Here is a 14,988-nt window from a genome sequence, read left to right on the forward strand (position 1 = left end):
CTCTTGTCGTCTGCGGGAGCTGTCGCGGGGGATCCGAGGGCGATGAGGTGATGGAGAGCCTGCGCAAGGCTGTCCAAGGCTCTTCGCACGGCGTCCTCGTTTCCACTGGATGTCTCGGCAAGCTCCTGGACTGCCGTCGTCGCCACGGGCTGTACGCTGCCGTCCAGCCGTGTGCGGTGGATCGCAGGCCCAGCGGACCTGTGGCGCGGCTGGGACCGATCGCCACCGTGGCCGACGCCGAGGCGCTGAGTGCGTGGCTACGGAGGGGGATGCCGGACGATGGCACGCTTCCCGACCGGTTGCGTGCGGTTCCTTCTCCGGCGGGAGCCGCACACCTCAACTGACAGCCTCATATGTCTGGCGAGGGCGCATTCTCCACACCGAAGCGGGGCCCGACGGTCGTGTCGTCGGGCCCCGCTTCGGTCAGGGTGTGCCGCGGATGCCGAGGCGTAGGTGCTCGATGTGGTGAACGGCCTGGTCGAGGAATTGGGCCGCGTGGCCGTCATAGAGGCGATTGCGGCCGTCGCGGCGCCCGGTGACCAGACTGAGGGTGCGCAGGAGACGGAGTTGATGGGAAACGGCGGACTGCTCCATGCCGACCTCGGTGGCCAGTTCGGTGACAGAGTGGGGCGCCCCGGCGAGGGCGAGGATGCCCTTGGAACGGAAGATGTCGACGCCCTTGGTCCGCAGCAGAGTTCCCAGCCACCGGTTGAGGCGTTCCTCGTCGAGCTCGCCGGTCAGGTCGATGCCGACGGAGGTGACGGTGGTGTCGTGCTGGTGCTCGGTCTCGGTGAGGAAGCTCGGATCCTCGGCGAGCACCCGTTCCAGGTCGAACGCGCCGACGTCCAGCACCTGGGGGAGGTAGATTTCGGCGTGCTGGGCGGGGATGATCTGCACGCCGCTGTTGATCGCGCGGATGCGGTCGGTGATCTCGGCGATGGCCGACTCGTCCACCAAGTCGGTCTTGTTGAGCACGATCCGGTCGGCGAAGGCGATCTGCTCGACGGCCTCGTTCTCCACGCCCTCGGGCTTGACCTCGTCCAGGTGCTGGAGGACGTGCGCGGCGTCGACCAGGGTGACGATGGCGTCAAGCCGCAGTTGGGCGGCGATTTCGTCGTCCATGAAGAAGGTCTGGGCGACGGGGGCGGGGTCGGCGAGACCGGTGGTCTCGATCAGGATGTGGTCGAACTTCTCCCGCCGTCGCATCAGCGCGCCCAGGATGCGGATGAGGTCTCCGCGCACGGTGCAGCAGATGCAGCCGTTGTTCATCTCGAAGATCTCTTCTTCGGAGTCGAGGACGAGGGCGTCGTCGACGCCGACCTCGCCGAACTCGTTCTCGATGACGGCGATGCGCAGTCCGTGCTGCTCGGTGAGGATGCGGTTGAGCAGGGTGGTCTTGCCGGAGCCGAGGAAGCCGGTCAGGACGGTGACGGGGACGCGCTCGTCACGGGGCTCCTCGGGGGTGGGCGTGGTCATTCAGGCTCCTTCGGGGGACGGGGTGAGCAGGGCGGTTCGCAGGTCGTCCTCGGTGATCTCTTCGGCGGTGGTGTGCAGGGCCCATCGGCGGGCCTGGCCGTTCATGGGAAGGACGGCGATGACCGTCTCCAGGGGTGGGCAGCCGGGTTCGGCGCAGGCGAGTTGCCGGATGACGACGGCTGTGTCGTCGTCGAGTCCGAGCAGGCGCCGTACGGACTGCCTCAGCTCGCGCAGCTGCGGGCTCTGCCCCGGGCGGGCTCCCAATGGCATGGTGGCGGTTCTCCTTCGTCGGTGGCGGGTTGACAGTCGCCGCAGATGCCGGTGAGTTCGACGGTGTGCTCCACCGCGGCGAATCCGGTGTCCGCTCCGACCCGGTCGGCCCATCGCTCCACGATCTCGGAGTCCACCGGCCGACTGCGGCCGCAGCAGCGGCAGATCAGGTAGTGACGGTGTCCGTCGGCGGGCCGCGGGCGGTAGAGCCGTTCTCCCGCCTCGTCGCGTACGACGTCGACGCCACCCGTAGCCTCCAGATCCCGCAGGGCCCGGTATACCGTGGTCAGCCCGATCGGAACGTCGGCCGCGGTCAGCAGCGCGTGCAGTTCCTGCGCGGAGACGAAGTCCTGACAGCCGGTGAGGACGCGCAGGACGGCGGTTCGCTGCCGGGTCCTCCGGCTGCTCACGGCGGATCACCTCACTGGCGCTCGGCGGGAAGCGGTATGCGTAGACTCTAGATGAAAATGAAATCCATGACCATGTGATTGCCCCTTCATGCGTGATGGTGTGTCTGCCGCCCGTCCGCCGCCGCTAAGGTGAGCCCGGATGCCGCCGTGACGAAAGCCATATGAGGAGACGAATGGACAGTGATGTCGATATAGCGCCGCCGCCTGAGAGCGGCAGCGGCCGGACGCTGCCGCGGCGCCCCGACGGAGCGGACGGGGCCGACGAGTCCGGTGGACTGCGCACAGCGGCGCGCGTCGCGGTTCAGGCGCTGATCGCTGGGGCCCCGGTGGTGCTTCTGGGCGGAGTCGCGATCGTGCTGGGGCCGGACATCACCACAGCGCTCGACGATCGGGCGGTGGCGGCGTGGCGGACGGTGTTCACCGCGATCGTCATCCAGGGCGTGCCGTTTCTGCTGCTGGGCACGGTGGTGTCGGCCGCCATCAGCGCGTTTGTACCGGCGTGGGTGTTCACCCGGGTGCTTCCGCGCAATCCGGTGCTCGCCGTACCCGTGGCCGGTGCCGCCGGGGTGGTGCTGCCGGGGTGTGAGTGCGCTTCGGTGCCGGTGGCCGGGAGTCTGATGCGGCGCGGGGTGGCCCCGGCGGCGGCGCTGGCCTTCCTGCTGTCGGCCCCGGCCATCAATCCGATCGTGCTGGTGGCGACCTATGTGGCCTTCCCCGGCAACCCCTGGATGGTCGCCGCCCGTCTGATCGCCTCGCTGCTGACCTCCGTGGCCATGGGCTGGCTGTGGATCCGGGCGGGCCGTGAGGAGTGGCTGCGGCTGCCGAAGGGGCCGGCCGGGCACACGCCCGGCGCCAGCCGCGCGGAGGAGTTCCGGCTCTCGCTCCAGCACGACTTCCTGCACGCCGGGGGCTTCCTCGTGGTCGGCGCGGCGGCCGCCGCCACGTTCAACGTCGCGGTGCCGCACTCCGTACTGCGGCTCTTCTCCGACTCCCTGTGGCTCTCGCTGCCCATGCTGGGGCTGCTCGCGGTGGTCCTCGCGGTCTGCTCGGAGGCCGACGCGTTCGTCGCCGCCTCGCTCACCGGGTTCTCCCCGACGGCTCGGCTCGCCTTCATGGTGGTCGGTCCGATGGTGGACCTGAAGCTCATCGCCCTCCAGTCCGGCACCTTCGGGCGCGCCTTCGCGGTGCGCTTCTCGTCGGCCACCTGGGTGGTGGCGGTGGCGTGCAGCGCTCTGGTGGGGTGGTGGCTGCTGTGAAGCGCAATGTCCAGGTGCTGCTGCTCCTCTTCCTCGGGGTCGGTCTGCTGCACATCTCCCTGCTGACCGATCTGTATCTGCGCTATGTGCGCCCGGGGCTGCGGCCCGCGCTCATCGCCTCCGGGGTGCTGCTGATCGCGCTCGGCGCGGTGAGCGCCGCCCGCGACGGCTTCCCGTTCAACCGCCCCCGTACGGACGGCGACCAGAGCCACGACGGCGACCGGAGCAATGGCGACGGCCACGGCGAGGGACACGGCCACAGCCACGCGGGCGGTCCCAAGGTCGCCTGGCTGCTGTACGTACCGGCCCTGACCATCCTCTTCCTGGCGCCGCCCGCACTCGGCTCGTACACCGCCTCCCGCGACGACGCCAAGGCCCCCAAGGCCCCCGCCTCCACCACCGGTGAGAGCCTTTTCGCGGACCTGCCCGACAAAGGCGTTGTCGAGATGTCGCTGAACGACTTCAGCTCCCGGGCGGTCTGGGACACCGACCGCACCCTGAAGGGCCACACCGTGCGCCTCACCGGCTTCGTCACCCCGGGCCGCCACGGCACCTGGTACGTCAGCCGCCTGGTCATCAGCTGCTGCGCCGCCGATGCGCAAGTGCGCAAGGTGCGGGTACACGGGCCCGCCGCTCCGCCCGCCGACACCTGGGTGACGGTCACCGGCACCTGGCACCCCACTGGAAAGCTGGGCACCGACGATGCCAGCCCGGCCCTCGACGTCTCCACCGTCGACCGCGTTCCCGCGCCCAAGGACCCTTACCACGACGTGGTGGTCACCCCGGACAGTCGCTGAAGGGGCGGTGGCACACGTGAGCCCCGGGCCGTTGGCCCGGGGCTCAGATGCGCTGCGCGGCTCAGCAGTCGCGGAACTCGGGTGACTGGTTGAGGATCTGGGAGCGCGTGGAGGTGAACTTCGCATAGGTGGCGCCGTGTTCGTACCCGGGCCGGAACGCGGCCACCCGGTGGCAGTTCATGAAGGCCAGGGTGATGCCGAAGTGGCGTTCCAGGCTGCCGCGGATGGCGTTGCTGGCCAGGGCCCGCAGCAGCTGTCCGCGTTCGGCTTCCGACGGGGGCGGGGTCTGGTTGTCGGCGAACTCGGCGTCACCTTCGCGGAGCTTGTCCGCCAGGCCGGCGATGAGGTCGTAGGCGTAGGGCAGTGACTCGCGGACGGTGGCGACGAAGTCCCGTTCCTGGATCTCGCCCTGTTCGGCCTGGGCGAGGAGCTCTGGTGCGACGTTCAGTGACATGGGATGCGGGTCCTATCGACTGGGTTGCGGATGCGGATGCGGATGGGCGGGGTTCAGCTCGATGCTGTGGGGGCGGCGATGGGTGCCTCGGACAGAGCTGCCGGTCCGTGCTGGAAGTCGGGGTCGACCTGGGTGCTCAGGTCCTGGCCGGTGGCGCGGTCGGCCCAGGCGCGGGCGTTGCGCAGATGGAACTCGACCGCCTGCCTCTGGAAGGTCTCCCAGTCCTTGGTGCGGCCGTCCACCGCGATGCGCAGCTCCTCCAGCGCCAGGCGGTGCTCGGGTTCCAGCTCCCCGGTGTGGCGGCCCTGTTCACGGGCGCGGACCCAGTCGGAGTGGCCGAAGCAGACCAGGAGGTCGTCGCCGACGTGCTCCTTGAGGAAGAGCCGGTCGTCCTCGCCGGTCACCTTGTTGCCGACCACGGCGAGAGGCACACCGAACTCGGCGGCGTGCTCCTTGTACTGGTGGTAGACGGACACCCCCTTGCGCGTGGGCTCGGCCACCAGGAAGGTCATGTCGAACCGGGTGAACAGCCCGGAGGCGAAGGAGTCCGCGCCGGCGGTCATGTCGACCACGACGTACTCACCGGGGCCGTCCACGAGGTGGTTCAGATACAGCTCCACGGCGCCGAGCTTGGAGTGGTAGCACGCGACACCGAGGTCCTCCTCGGTGAACACGCCGGTGGTCATCAGCCGGACTCCCGCGATGTCCCGGACGTGGCGGGTGTGCACCGGGTCGGGCCCGAGCGGCCGCAGCAGGCGGGAGCCGCGCCCCGGGGGAGTGGTCTTCACCATGGCGTCGGCGGAGGCGATACGGGGATTGTCGCCGCGCAGATACTCCTTGATCCCGCCGAGGCGAGTGCTGAGCGGGACGACCTCGCGCAGTGCGTCCTCCTCCAGCCCCAGGGCCACCCCCAGATGCTGGTTGATGTCGGCGTCGATGGCGACGACGGGCGCGTCTGAGCGAGCCAGGTGTCGGGCGAAGAGAGCGGACAGCGTGGTCTTGCCACTTCCGCCCTTGCCGACGAACGCGGTGCGCATGGCTGCGCATCACCTCCAGGTGAATATGAATGTCATGTGCGAGGTTTGAAGACTTCCCGGATCACGGCTTCCCTGTCAAGTTGCCGCTGGTGAAGGGGAGATGGGGTGTGGAGCGTCGCCGTTTGTGCGGCGGGGCGGGGTCAAGTTCTGGCAATGATTTTCATCTCGGACGGTGACGAGTGGTTCTGGAAATCATTTTCATCTAGCCTCGTGGTGTTCGTTCCGCCCCTGAGGAGTCCCCTGCCATGAGATCTGCCATAGCCCACCGCATACGTCCCCGCGCCCTCACCGGATGTGCCGCCGCCGTCGCTGTGCTCGCCGGCGCCAGCGCCTGTTCCACCGCTTCATCGGACACGTCCGACGGCTCCGCCTCAGGCAAGAGGGCGTCCGGCAAGGTGATCCCGATCGTGGCGGCGGAGAATTTCTGGGGCAGCATCGCGCAGCAGCTGGGCGGCAGCCACGTGCACGTCAAGAGCATCATCGACAACCCCGCCGCCGACCCCCACGACTACGAGCCGACCGCCGCCGACGGGCGCGCCGTCGCCACCGCCCGGTACACGATCGTCAACGGCATCGGCTACGACGCGTGGGCCGACAAGCTGCTCTCCGCCAACCCGGGTAGCGACCGCACCGAGCTGAAGATCGGTGACCTGGTCGGCCTCAGGCCGGGCGGAAACCCCCACCGCTGGTACGCCCCGGCCGACGTCCACAAGGTGATCGAAAAAATCACCGCCGACTACAAGAAGATCGACCCGGACCACGCCGCCTTCTATGACGCGCGGAAGAAGACCTATCTGGACACCACCCTGGCCCCCTACAGCCGGCTGGTGTCCGGCATCAAGTCCACTTACGCGGGTATGTCCGTCGGCGCTTCCGAGTCCATCGTCACCCCGCTCGCCCAGGGCCTCGGCCTGAAGATAGCCACCCCCGAGTCGTTCCTCGACGCCATCAGCGAGGGCACGGACCCCACGGCGAAGGACAAGACCGCCATCGACCAGCAGATCAAGAACAAGAAGATCAAGATCTACGTCTACAACAGCCAGAACTCCACCGCGGATGTGCGGGCTCAGGTGAAGGAGGCCAAGGCGGCCGGTATCCCGGTGGCTACGGTCACCGAGACCCTTACCCCGGCGGGTGCCTCGTTCCAGAACTGGCAGGTCCGTCAGCTGAAGGGCATCCAGAAGGCCCTGGCCCGCGCCACGGGCAACAAGTAAGGGCTGTGATGACGATGGCCCGGATACGGGAGGCGGCGCGGCACCGCGTACCACCGCAAGCCGCCACTACCGGAAGTCGCCAAGGCGGTGAGGGCGTCGTGTCCCTGCGCGGCGCGGCCGTACGGGTCGGCGGACGTAGCCTGTGGTCCGGGGTGGATCTGGAGGTTGGCGCCGGGGAGTTCACGGCCGTCCTCGGACCGAACGGTGTCGGCAAGTCCACCCTGATCAAGGTGGTTCTCGGGATCCTGCCGACCGCCGCGGGCGAGGTACGGGTCCTGGGTGAGGCTCCCGGCCGTGCCGGGCACCGGATCGGCTATCTGCCGCAGCGCCGCAACGTCGACCCGTCCTTGCGGATCCGCGGCATCGATGTCGTGCGCATGGGCCTGGACGGCGACCGCTGGGGTGTTCCGCTGCCGCTGCCTCTGCGGTTCAGCGCGCGGCGCCGGGCGGCCCGGGATCGTATCGCCGAGGTCATCGACCTGGTCGGGGCGAGTGCGTACGCCCATCGGCCGCTCGGGGAGTGTTCCGGGGGTCAGCAGCAGCGGCTGCTGATCGCCCAGGCGCTCGTCCGCAGGCCTGAACTGCTGTTGCTGGACGAGCCGTTGGACAGCCTGGACCTGTCCCATCAGGGTGGGGTGGCGGCGCTCCTCGGGCGGATCTGTCGTGCGGAGGGGGTCAGCGTGGTGATGGTCGCGCATGACGTCAACCCGATCCTTCCCTGGCTGGACCGGGTGCTGTACCTCGCCGAGGGTGCCGCTGCCGCGGGCCCGCCACAGCAGGTCATCACCACACAGACGCTCTCGCGGCTCTACGGCGCGCCGGTGGAGGTGCTGCGCGCGGGTGACGGGCGGCTGGTGGTCGTCGGAGGCGGGCACGGCGCAGGGGGAGGGGGAGGTCATGGTCACCACCATGAGCTTGACTGACACCTACCCGGTCTGGTCGTGGAATCCGGTGACCGATCTGCGGGCGATGTGGGCGTTTCCGTTCATGGTCAACGCCTTCCGGGCCGGTACTGTCGTCGCCATTCTCGCGGGTGTCATCGGCTGGTACATGGTGCTGCGCCGGCAGAGCTTCGCCGGCCATACGCTGGCCCAGGTCAGTTTCCCGGGCGCGGCCTGTGCCACCCTGCTGGGCATCACCCCGGTCGTCGGCTACTTCGCTTTCTGTGTCGGCGCCGCCCTGGTCATCGCCGCCATCCCGCGCGCCGGGCAGGGCGGCAGCGGCCAGGAAGCGGCCCTGACTGGGACGGTCCAGGCGTTCGGGCTGGCCTGCGGGTTCCTCTTCGTCGCGCTCTACAAGGGCTTCCTCGGTGGGATCAACTCCCTGTTGTTCGGCAGCTTCCTCGGCATCACCACCACGCAGGTGGCCGTCCTGACGGCTGTGGCGGCGGCGACGCTGGCCATGCTGGCGCTGATCGCGCGGCCGCTGCTGTTCGCCTCGGTCGATCCCGATGTCGCCGCCGTACGCGGGGTTCCGGTACGTGTCCTGTCCGTGGCGTTCCTCGTCCTGCTCGGTACGGCAACCGCGGCGACCAGTCAGATCACCGGCACTCTGCTGGTCTTCGCCCTGTTGGTGATGCCCGCCGCCACCGCCCAGCAGCTCACCGCCCGCCCCGCGGCGGGACTGGCCGTCTCGGTGCTGGTGGGGCTGGCCGTGACGTGGACCGGCCTGATCGCCGCGTATTACTCGCCATACTCGATCGGGTTCTTCGTGACCACCTTCGCTCTGGGTGTCTACGCTTTGGCCCGGCTCGCGCGTGTCCTCGCACAGGCCCTCGCCCGGCGTGCCCCGGCGTCCGTCCGCCTCTCCGGGAGTGCGGTGTGAGCGTGTTCACCGCCTTCGACCACCCGTACTTCACGCATGCGCTGCTGGCCGGGACGGGGATCGCCGCGGCGGCGGGTCCGGTGGGGTACTTTCTGGTGCTCCGCGCTCAGGTGTTCACCGGGGACGCGCTCGGCCATGTGGCGTTCACCGGAGGGCTGGCGGCGCTCGCGCTCGGCTACGACCTGCGGCTGGGATTGTTCGCGGCGACCGTGGTGTTCGCCGTGCTGATCGGCGCGCTCGGGAGACGGGGCCGCTCCGACGATGTGGCCATCGGCAGCGTCTTCGCCTGGATCCTGGGCCTGGGCGCCTTCTTCCTCACCCTGTACAGCACCCGCGGTGCCGCTCATGGCACCGCGGGGGTGAGCGTGTTGTTCGGCTCGATCTTCGGCCTGTCGGCGGGACAAGCGGGGGTGGCGGCGCTGGCGGCCGCCGTGATCTGCGCGTCCGTGGCGCTGATCGCACGGCCGTTGCTGTTCGCCTCGGTCGACGAGACGGTGGCCGCGGCGCGCGGTGTGCCCGTACGGGTGCTGGGCCTGGCGTTCCTGGTTCTGGTGGGGGCCTGTGCCGCCGAAGCCACCCAGGCGGTCGGCTCCCTGCTGTCGCTCGGCCTGCTCGCTGCCCCCGCCGGAGCCGCCCACCGGCTGACCGCCCGCCCGTACCACGCCCTGGCCTTGTCGGGCGGACTGGCGGTGGCCGAGATGTGGGCCGGGCTGGGGCTGAGCTACGCCGCGCCACGGCTGCCGCCCAGCTTCGCCATCCTGGCCGTCGCCACCGCCGTCTACCTCGCGACGCTCTTCACCGTGCGGCCCCGGCGGGGCCGCACGATGACATCGCGGGCGGTACGGGGCAACGTACCGGGGCGGCCACGGCTCTGACCGGCACGTGGCGGAAGCGGTCAGTGGTCGTCCCAGTGGTCCTGGTGCTGGGCGTGGCGGTGTCCGTCGTGGACGTAGTCCACGTGGTCGCCGTGCGGGACGGCGACATGGCCGCAGCCGTCCCGGTGCTGGTGGTCGTGGCCTTCATGGACGGTGTGACCAGCGGTTTCGCACTCGTCGACGTGGTCGTCGTGCGTGCGGTGCAGGTGGCCGTCGTGGACGTAGTCGGTGTGGTCCTGATGCGGTACCGCGACGTGGCCGCACTTGCTGCCGTGCTCGTGTGCGTGGTCGGTGTGGGGTGTGTGCGTGGAGGCGGTCATGAGGGCCCTTCTTTCTCCCCCCTTCCTCGTCCTCCCTGGCATTGTGCATCCGGACCACTGTCGATGCCATTCTCCGATCACCGAGACCTGGTCGGCCCGGCGCGCCGTGCTACCGGATGGCGACGAGGACGTGGCTGCTCCCGGATTGGATTGCCAGACCGGGCCGACTTTGGCGAATCCCGCCTGACGCAGCAGCTTTTCGTGCCGGGACAGGGACAGACCGTTGTGGCCGCCGCCTCCGTGAGGTGCGGGCGGTTGCTCTCTGCGGCGCTCGGCGAGCAGGCCGACCAGCTCCGGATCCCTCACGGTGGCTGCCCACCAGGATTCCCAGTCCTCGTGGCGAAGGCGCGCAGCCGCTCGGCCCGCCGGTTTCCCACATGGGCGGCGATCTGCGTCGGCTGCGTGTCGTCGGGGGGAAAGTGGTCGGCATTGACGAGGACACCGCCGGGGCGCAGCAAGTCCGCGAGCTGGTGGTAGGTACGCCGCAGGGAGTCTTCGGCGAGGCAGTGCAGCGCCGTCGTGGAGACGGCGGCGTGCGGCGGCCTGTCCAGGCCCAGTGCGTCGATCCATCCGGCCTCACCGATAACCGTCTCGACGTAGCGGGCCGCGTCGGCGTGGCGGGTGCGGGCGAGCTCCAGCAGCAGTGGGTCCATGTCCACCGCGATGACCTCCGCCTCGGGCAGCCGTCCGGCCAGCCGTGCGGTGAGTGAGCCGGGGCCGCAGCCGAGCTCGATGATCAGGGGCCGCCGCCGGCCGTTGGTGACCTGCTGCACGACGTCGGCGATCACGGTGAACCGTTCCTCGCGGTCGATGGCATAGCGCTGCTGCTGGCGGTCCCAGCGCCGTACCCATCGCTCCGCTGCGGCCATGCTCAGCCCCATCGGGTCGTACCACCTCTGCCGTTTCCGCATCGTCTGCCGGGGATGCACCCGAACCTACATCTGGAAACGGTTTCCATTCACATCTGGCTGAAGATTCCACCCGTTTCACTGAAGGGTACGCAGCACGGCGAGCAACTGGTCGATCTCCTCAGGAGTGTTGTGGAGGTGCCCCTGGAGCCACCCCATCGATTCGGATGCTCTCTACATCGAGAGGCATAAGGAGCCCTTGTCGGCTCTCGAGCACCTTTCGCGGTGGGAGCACGGTGTCGTGCTCCCCATGCGACAGGGGGAGGGCGGACCGGCGAGGATCTCTCCGGCCAGTGGACCCTGCTGCGAGTGGCTCCCTCCTCCCGCAGCCAACTCACGTACTCCTCCATGACCCTGCCGTCGCACGAGAGCAAGGTGTCCAGACCCTGCTTGTGCATCCAGGTGGCCAGTCGGCGCCAGAGCCACACGGTCTGGTAGATGGTGGGGGCGCTTGTGCGACTACGCCAGGTCGCCGAGCGCTCGCGGAGGAAGCTGGCCGTGAGCGCGCCGTTGATCATCCTCCAGGCGATCAGGCGGAACTCTTCGCGCAGGCAGGGAAACTGTTCCAGTGGATGGCGTGGGCGTCGGCGCTCGGGTTGCTGTTCCGGCCATCAGGGGCGTTACGAGATGCGGGAGATCGCCAACGCGCCGCGGTACCAGAACCGGACTGGCTCCGCGGCTCCGTCCGAGTACTGCGGGTCAGGGCTGGTCGCCCACGAGAGCGATGGCGCGCGTCTCGGGAACTCCCAGCATCAGCAGGCTCGTGATCGTGGCTGCTCGGGCGCCGAGGGACCCGTTCGACAGGTCGCTGTCCGCGATGGCGAACACGACGCCGTAGGCGACCTGGCTCAGAATGCCCGCCGGCAGGTGCTGTGCGAACACCTCGGTGTCCTGGCCCCGTTTCACGAGGTCGGCGAGGAGCTCATCGACTGGCCCGAGCAGGCCGTGGATCGCCTCGCCGTACTCGCCACGGCGCAGCGCCAGCAGCACTCGGTACCGGTGCGCCACCGGCCAGAGGCGGGCGATGAATTCGACCCACGTCGCGTCGGCTTCCGCGTCGGAGGCGTTGACTTCGGTGAGCACGGCTGTCATCTCGGTGACGGCCCGTTCCGTGAGTGTCCGGACCAGGTCGAGACGCGAGGGGAAATGGTCATAGACCGTGCGACGGACGACACCGGCAGCGGAGGCGATGTCGCCCATTCCGGCGTCGGGGTTCTCTCCCAGCACATCGAGGGCGACGTCGAGGATGCGATCGCGTGTCTCGTTCATCGAGCGCACACGGGAGGACTTGGTGGACACGGCACCAGTATTGCACACCGGTGTACAGTGAGATTGGCTGTACACCAGTGTGCAGCGGAGAGCCGCGCTGTGCTTCGAAGCTCAGGAGAAGGGAAGAAGGCCATGACCGCACCGACGCCGCCTACCTCGGCCCTCGTCCGCCCGTTCACCGTCTCGATCTCGGAATCGGCGATCGACGACGTCAAGCAGCGACTGGCCAGGACTCGATGGCCGGATCCGGAAACGGTGGGCGACTGGTCGCAAGGGGTTCGTGTAGAGAACGCCAGATCTCTGGTCGACTACTGGGAGCGCGGATACGACTGGCGGCGCTTCGAGTCCGAGCTCAATCGCTTCCCCCAGTTCCTGACCGAGATTGATGGGCTGGACATCCACTTCATCCACGTCAGGTCCAAGAATCCCCACGCGATGCCGCTGATACTCACGCATGGATGGCCGGGCTCGATCGTCGAGTTCCTGAAGCTGATCGGCCCGCTGACCGATCCGGTTTCGTTCGGAGGAGACGCTGCCGATTCGTTCGACGTCGTCGTCCCGTCCCTCCCCGGGTTCGGGTTCTCCCAGAAGCCCACGGAGACCGGGTGGACTGTATCGCGCATCGCAAGCGCGTGGGAGGAGCTGATGAAGCGTCTTGGCTACACGAGATGGGCCGCGCAAGGCGGCGATTGGGGTGCCGTCGTCACCACCGCCCTCGGGGCCATGCAACCCGAGGGGCTTCTCGGAATTCATCTGAACACCCAGTACGCCTTTCCCGCACAGATACCCGACACCTTGTCGCCCGAACAGCGCTACGCCGTGGAGACCCTCGCCCTCTACACCGGCGATCTCGGTGGATCCAACCACCTTCAGGGCACGAAGCCGGAGACGGTGGGATTCGCCCTGGCGGACTCTCCCGCCGGCCAGGCAGCCTGGATCTACGAGAAGTTCCAGTCCAAGACCGACAACCACGGGCTCGCCGAGGACGCTCTCAGCATCGACGACATGCTCGATGCGATATCCCTCTACTGGTTCACCAACAGCGCAGCGTCGTCCGGCCGCATCTACTGGGAGAACAAGTCGCTCACTTTCGCCGGCCCGAAGGTGACGCTTCCGGTCGCGGTGACCGTCTTCCCGAGGGACATCCCACGCGTGCCACGTAGCTGGATCGAAGACACCTACAGCAATCTGATCCACTACGGCGAGGCCGACAAGGGCGGGCACTTCGCGGCCTTGGAACAGCCCGAGATCCTTGTCAGCGAAATCCGCACCGGCCTGCGCACTCTTCGTTTCTGACGCCAACGCGCGAGCTCAGCGGGCAATAAGCGAGTCTTCTCATGTTTTGCCCTTGGTCTGGATCGGAGTTGCTGGTCGGCGGGGGCTGTCGGGGCCTGAGGGCCGGGCTGTGCGAACAGTCCGGGTTCGGTCTCGTCGAGGAATCCGAGGCTGACCAGGCGTTTGAGTTTCGCGCGGGTGCCTTCGACGTGCTTGGGCATCAAGGGCAGGTCCAGCGCGAGGCATAGGTCGCGGGCGCGTAGCGGTCGGCGTTCGTGCTCGAATACGTCCATGATCTGCTGGTAGGCCGCGCCGTCCGGCAGCGCCGGGGTTGGCGGCCGCTCGAGGTTGAGGTCGGCGGCCATCGCGCGGACGGTCTTGGCCGTGGTCGCCAGGGCTGCGCTTGCCGAATACTTCATCCGTGCAGGTCAGGCTGCATGTTGGTATGCGTGGAGGATGCCGCCGAGGCGATCGTGCCGGCGTATGTCGAGGCGGGCCAACGCATCGGGATCGTCGATCGGCGGGGGTAAGGGGTGCAGCGGTCTGGCGTTTGCCATGCTTTGGTGTGGTCGGTGTGTGTTGTAGAACTGCTCGAACTCGCGCAGGGTGTGGAGGAGGTGTCGCTGGTTCCAGATCAAGGTCCGGTCCAGGAGCTCGCGGCGACAGGTCTGTATCCACCTTTCCATGATCGAGTTCATTCTTGGCATCTGGATGCCGCTGAGCACGACGTCGATCCCTGCGTCCTTGAGGGCGGCATCGAAGAGGGTGGGGAACTTCCCGTCCCTGTCCCGGATCATGAATGCGCGGTCGTCCTGGGCGTTTGGGGCGGCAGGAGGCGGCATGGCGGCGTTTGACGAGGTTGCGGTGCCAACGCAGGACTGTGTCGGGGCGTACGAGCAGCTGTGATCGTCGTAGGACGTGCAGTGGCAGCCGGTGCAGCAGCGCCGCCAGGAATGCCCGGTCGCTGGGCGTGAACCGGATCTTGTCCTTGCCGAGTTGGCGTTCCAGCACGGTGATCTGGTGGCGCAGGGCGAGGATCTCCGCGTCCTTGTCCCGGTCGGTCATCGGCAGCAGGCGGAGCATCGCGAACGCGTTCGTCACACCTGGGTAAGCCAGTCGCAGCAGCACGACCGATCATCATGACGCGTGGCCCACCGACTACGCGAGAGCGCCGGCTCGAGCGACCGAGGTCGGTGGCTGTGGAGCGCGGTGCAGGCCCCCGACCAGCGCGGATGACATTCTCGGCAAGCGCACAGTCCGCTGGGTTCATGTCCTCCGTGATCGTGTCCTTGCTGTACAAGGTGCCCCGGAAACTGCTCACTGTTCCATCGGTGGGCGGACTTCTCACGGACGGTCTGGAGGACGAGCGGGACGCCGGGTTTCTTCATTCCGGCGGTCTCGTGGGGAATGCCGGCCTGGCCGTGCAACGAGATGGCGACGCCGGTGCGAGCCGTCCCGTCGGGGAAGGTCAACCGCGGTCGCTTGCCGCGCAGGCCGATCGGTCCGCTGCAGGGCAGTAGCAGCATGCCGCGACCCCTGGCACTGACAGGCCGGGCGAGCACGTGCAGCGTCTCGGCACCGACGGGCAGCGGCACCAGGGTGC

15 protein-coding genes and 2 pseudogenes are annotated in these 14,988 nt (G+C 68.4%); 8 read left to right on the plus strand and 9 right to left on the minus strand.

Going from position 1 to position 14,988, the window contains the following annotated elements:
* Positions 1–423: 423 nt before the first annotated feature.
* Genes KHP12_RS40905 through KHP12_RS40915 form a run of 3 tightly spaced genes read right to left on the minus strand, consistent with a single transcriptional unit; the run spans position 424 to position 2,156 of the window.
* Entirely contained in the window at positions 424–1,476 is a 1,053-nt protein-coding gene (locus KHP12_RS40905; protein ID WP_167442580.1) for a GTP-binding protein, read from the minus strand.
* Complete coding sequence (locus KHP12_RS40910; protein ID WP_086883004.1) at positions 1,477–1,746, minus strand: hypothetical protein; 270 nt, start codon at positions 1,744–1,746, stop codon at positions 1,477–1,479.
* On the minus strand, positions 1,698–2,156 hold the full coding sequence (locus KHP12_RS40915; RefSeq protein ID WP_211834302.1) for a Fur family transcriptional regulator: 459 nt from the start codon (positions 2,154–2,156) through the stop codon (positions 1,698–1,700). Before KHP12_RS40915 ends, KHP12_RS40910 begins: the two co-directional genes overlap by 49 nt.
* Before the next feature lie 173 nt (positions 2,157–2,329).
* Between KHP12_RS40915 and KHP12_RS40920 the strand changes: the two genes are divergently transcribed.
* Together KHP12_RS40920 and KHP12_RS40925 are read left to right on the plus strand one after the other, a co-directional pair.
* Positions 2,330–3,412, plus strand: coding sequence for a permease (locus KHP12_RS40920; protein WP_086883002.1), 1,083 nt, complete (start codon positions 2,330–2,332; stop codon positions 3,410–3,412).
* Positions 3,409–4,209: a TIGR03943 family putative permease subunit gene (locus KHP12_RS40925; RefSeq protein WP_086883001.1), complete on the plus strand. Its 801-nt coding sequence runs from the start codon at positions 3,409–3,411 to the stop codon at positions 4,207–4,209. The genes KHP12_RS40920 and KHP12_RS40925 overlap by 4 nt, the downstream gene beginning before the upstream one ends.
* A gap of 61 nt (positions 4,210–4,270) precedes the next feature.
* On the opposite strand, the gene KHP12_RS40930 is transcribed toward KHP12_RS40925, so the two are convergent.
* Together KHP12_RS40930 and KHP12_RS40935 are read right to left on the minus strand one after the other, a co-directional pair.
* Entirely contained in the window at positions 4,271–4,663 is a 393-nt protein-coding gene (locus KHP12_RS40930) for an SCO5389 family protein (RefSeq protein WP_086883000.1), read from the minus strand.
* 53 nt (positions 4,664–4,716) lie between these two features.
* Positions 4,717–5,700, minus strand: a complete 984-nt coding sequence (locus KHP12_RS40935; protein ID WP_086882999.1) for an ATP-binding protein — start codon at positions 5,698–5,700, stop codon at positions 4,717–4,719.
* Between the two features lie 245 nt (positions 5,701–5,945).
* Between KHP12_RS40935 and KHP12_RS40940 the strand changes: the two genes are divergently transcribed.
* From KHP12_RS40940 to KHP12_RS40955, 4 genes are all read left to right on the plus strand, one after another.
* On the plus strand, positions 5,946–6,914 hold the full coding sequence (locus KHP12_RS40940) for a metal ABC transporter solute-binding protein, Zn/Mn family (RefSeq protein WP_086882998.1): 969 nt from the start codon (positions 5,946–5,948) through the stop codon (positions 6,912–6,914).
* Between the two features lie 98 nt (positions 6,915–7,012).
* A complete protein-coding gene (locus tag KHP12_RS40945; RefSeq protein ID WP_211834303.1) occupies positions 7,013–7,837 on the plus strand; it encodes a metal ABC transporter ATP-binding protein in 825 nt (274 codons plus the stop codon).
* Positions 7,824–8,738, plus strand: coding sequence for a metal ABC transporter permease (locus tag KHP12_RS40950; protein ID WP_246643258.1), 915 nt, complete (start codon positions 7,824–7,826; stop codon positions 8,736–8,738). The genes KHP12_RS40945 and KHP12_RS40950 overlap by 14 nt, the downstream gene beginning before the upstream one ends.
* Positions 8,735–9,613: a metal ABC transporter permease gene (locus KHP12_RS40955; protein WP_211834305.1), complete on the plus strand. Its 879-nt coding sequence runs from the start codon at positions 8,735–8,737 to the stop codon at positions 9,611–9,613. Before KHP12_RS40950 ends, KHP12_RS40955 begins: the two co-directional genes overlap by 4 nt.
* Before the next feature lie 20 nt (positions 9,614–9,633).
* Here the strand turns inward: KHP12_RS40955 and KHP12_RS40960 are convergent, their stop codons facing one another.
* The 3 genes and pseudogenes from KHP12_RS40960 to KHP12_RS40970 all read right to left on the minus strand — a co-directional run bounded on the left by KHP12_RS40960 (position 9,634) and on the right by KHP12_RS40970 (position 12,110).
* Positions 9,634–9,933 (minus strand): hypothetical protein, encoded by a 300-nt coding sequence (locus KHP12_RS40960; RefSeq protein ID WP_086879199.1) that lies wholly within the window; start codon positions 9,931–9,933, stop codon positions 9,634–9,636.
* Positions 9,934–10,042: 109 nt separating this feature from the next.
* Positions 10,043–10,814: pseudogene (locus tag KHP12_RS40965) on the minus strand (class I SAM-dependent methyltransferase).
* A gap of 726 nt (positions 10,815–11,540) precedes the next feature.
* Positions 11,541–12,110, minus strand: coding sequence for a TetR/AcrR family transcriptional regulator (locus KHP12_RS40970; protein WP_244202449.1), 570 nt, complete (start codon positions 12,108–12,110; stop codon positions 11,541–11,543).
* A 132-nt stretch (positions 12,111–12,242) separates the two neighbouring features.
* On the opposite strand from KHP12_RS40970, the gene KHP12_RS40975 reads away from it, so the two are divergent.
* Positions 12,243–13,406, plus strand: a complete 1,164-nt coding sequence (locus KHP12_RS40975; protein ID WP_086879201.1) for an epoxide hydrolase family protein — start codon at positions 12,243–12,245, stop codon at positions 13,404–13,406.
* Positions 13,407–13,813: 407 nt separating this feature from the next.
* Here KHP12_RS40975 and KHP12_RS40980 read toward each other — a convergent pair.
* Positions 13,814–14,396, minus strand: a pseudogene (locus KHP12_RS40980) (integrase core domain-containing protein).
* Here KHP12_RS40980 and KHP12_RS53025 point away from each other — a divergent pair.
* Entirely contained in the window at positions 14,304–14,528 is a 225-nt protein-coding gene (locus tag KHP12_RS53025) for a hypothetical protein (protein WP_244202450.1), read from the plus strand. The pseudogene KHP12_RS40980 and the gene KHP12_RS53025 sit on opposite strands and share 93 nt — an antisense overlap.
* The last annotated feature ends 460 nt before the right edge of the window (positions 14,529–14,988 follow it).

Source organism: Streptomyces asiaticus (genome assembly GCF_018138715.1).
Taxonomy (GTDB): Bacteria; Actinomycetota; Actinomycetes; order Streptomycetales; family Streptomycetaceae; genus Streptomyces; species Streptomyces asiaticus.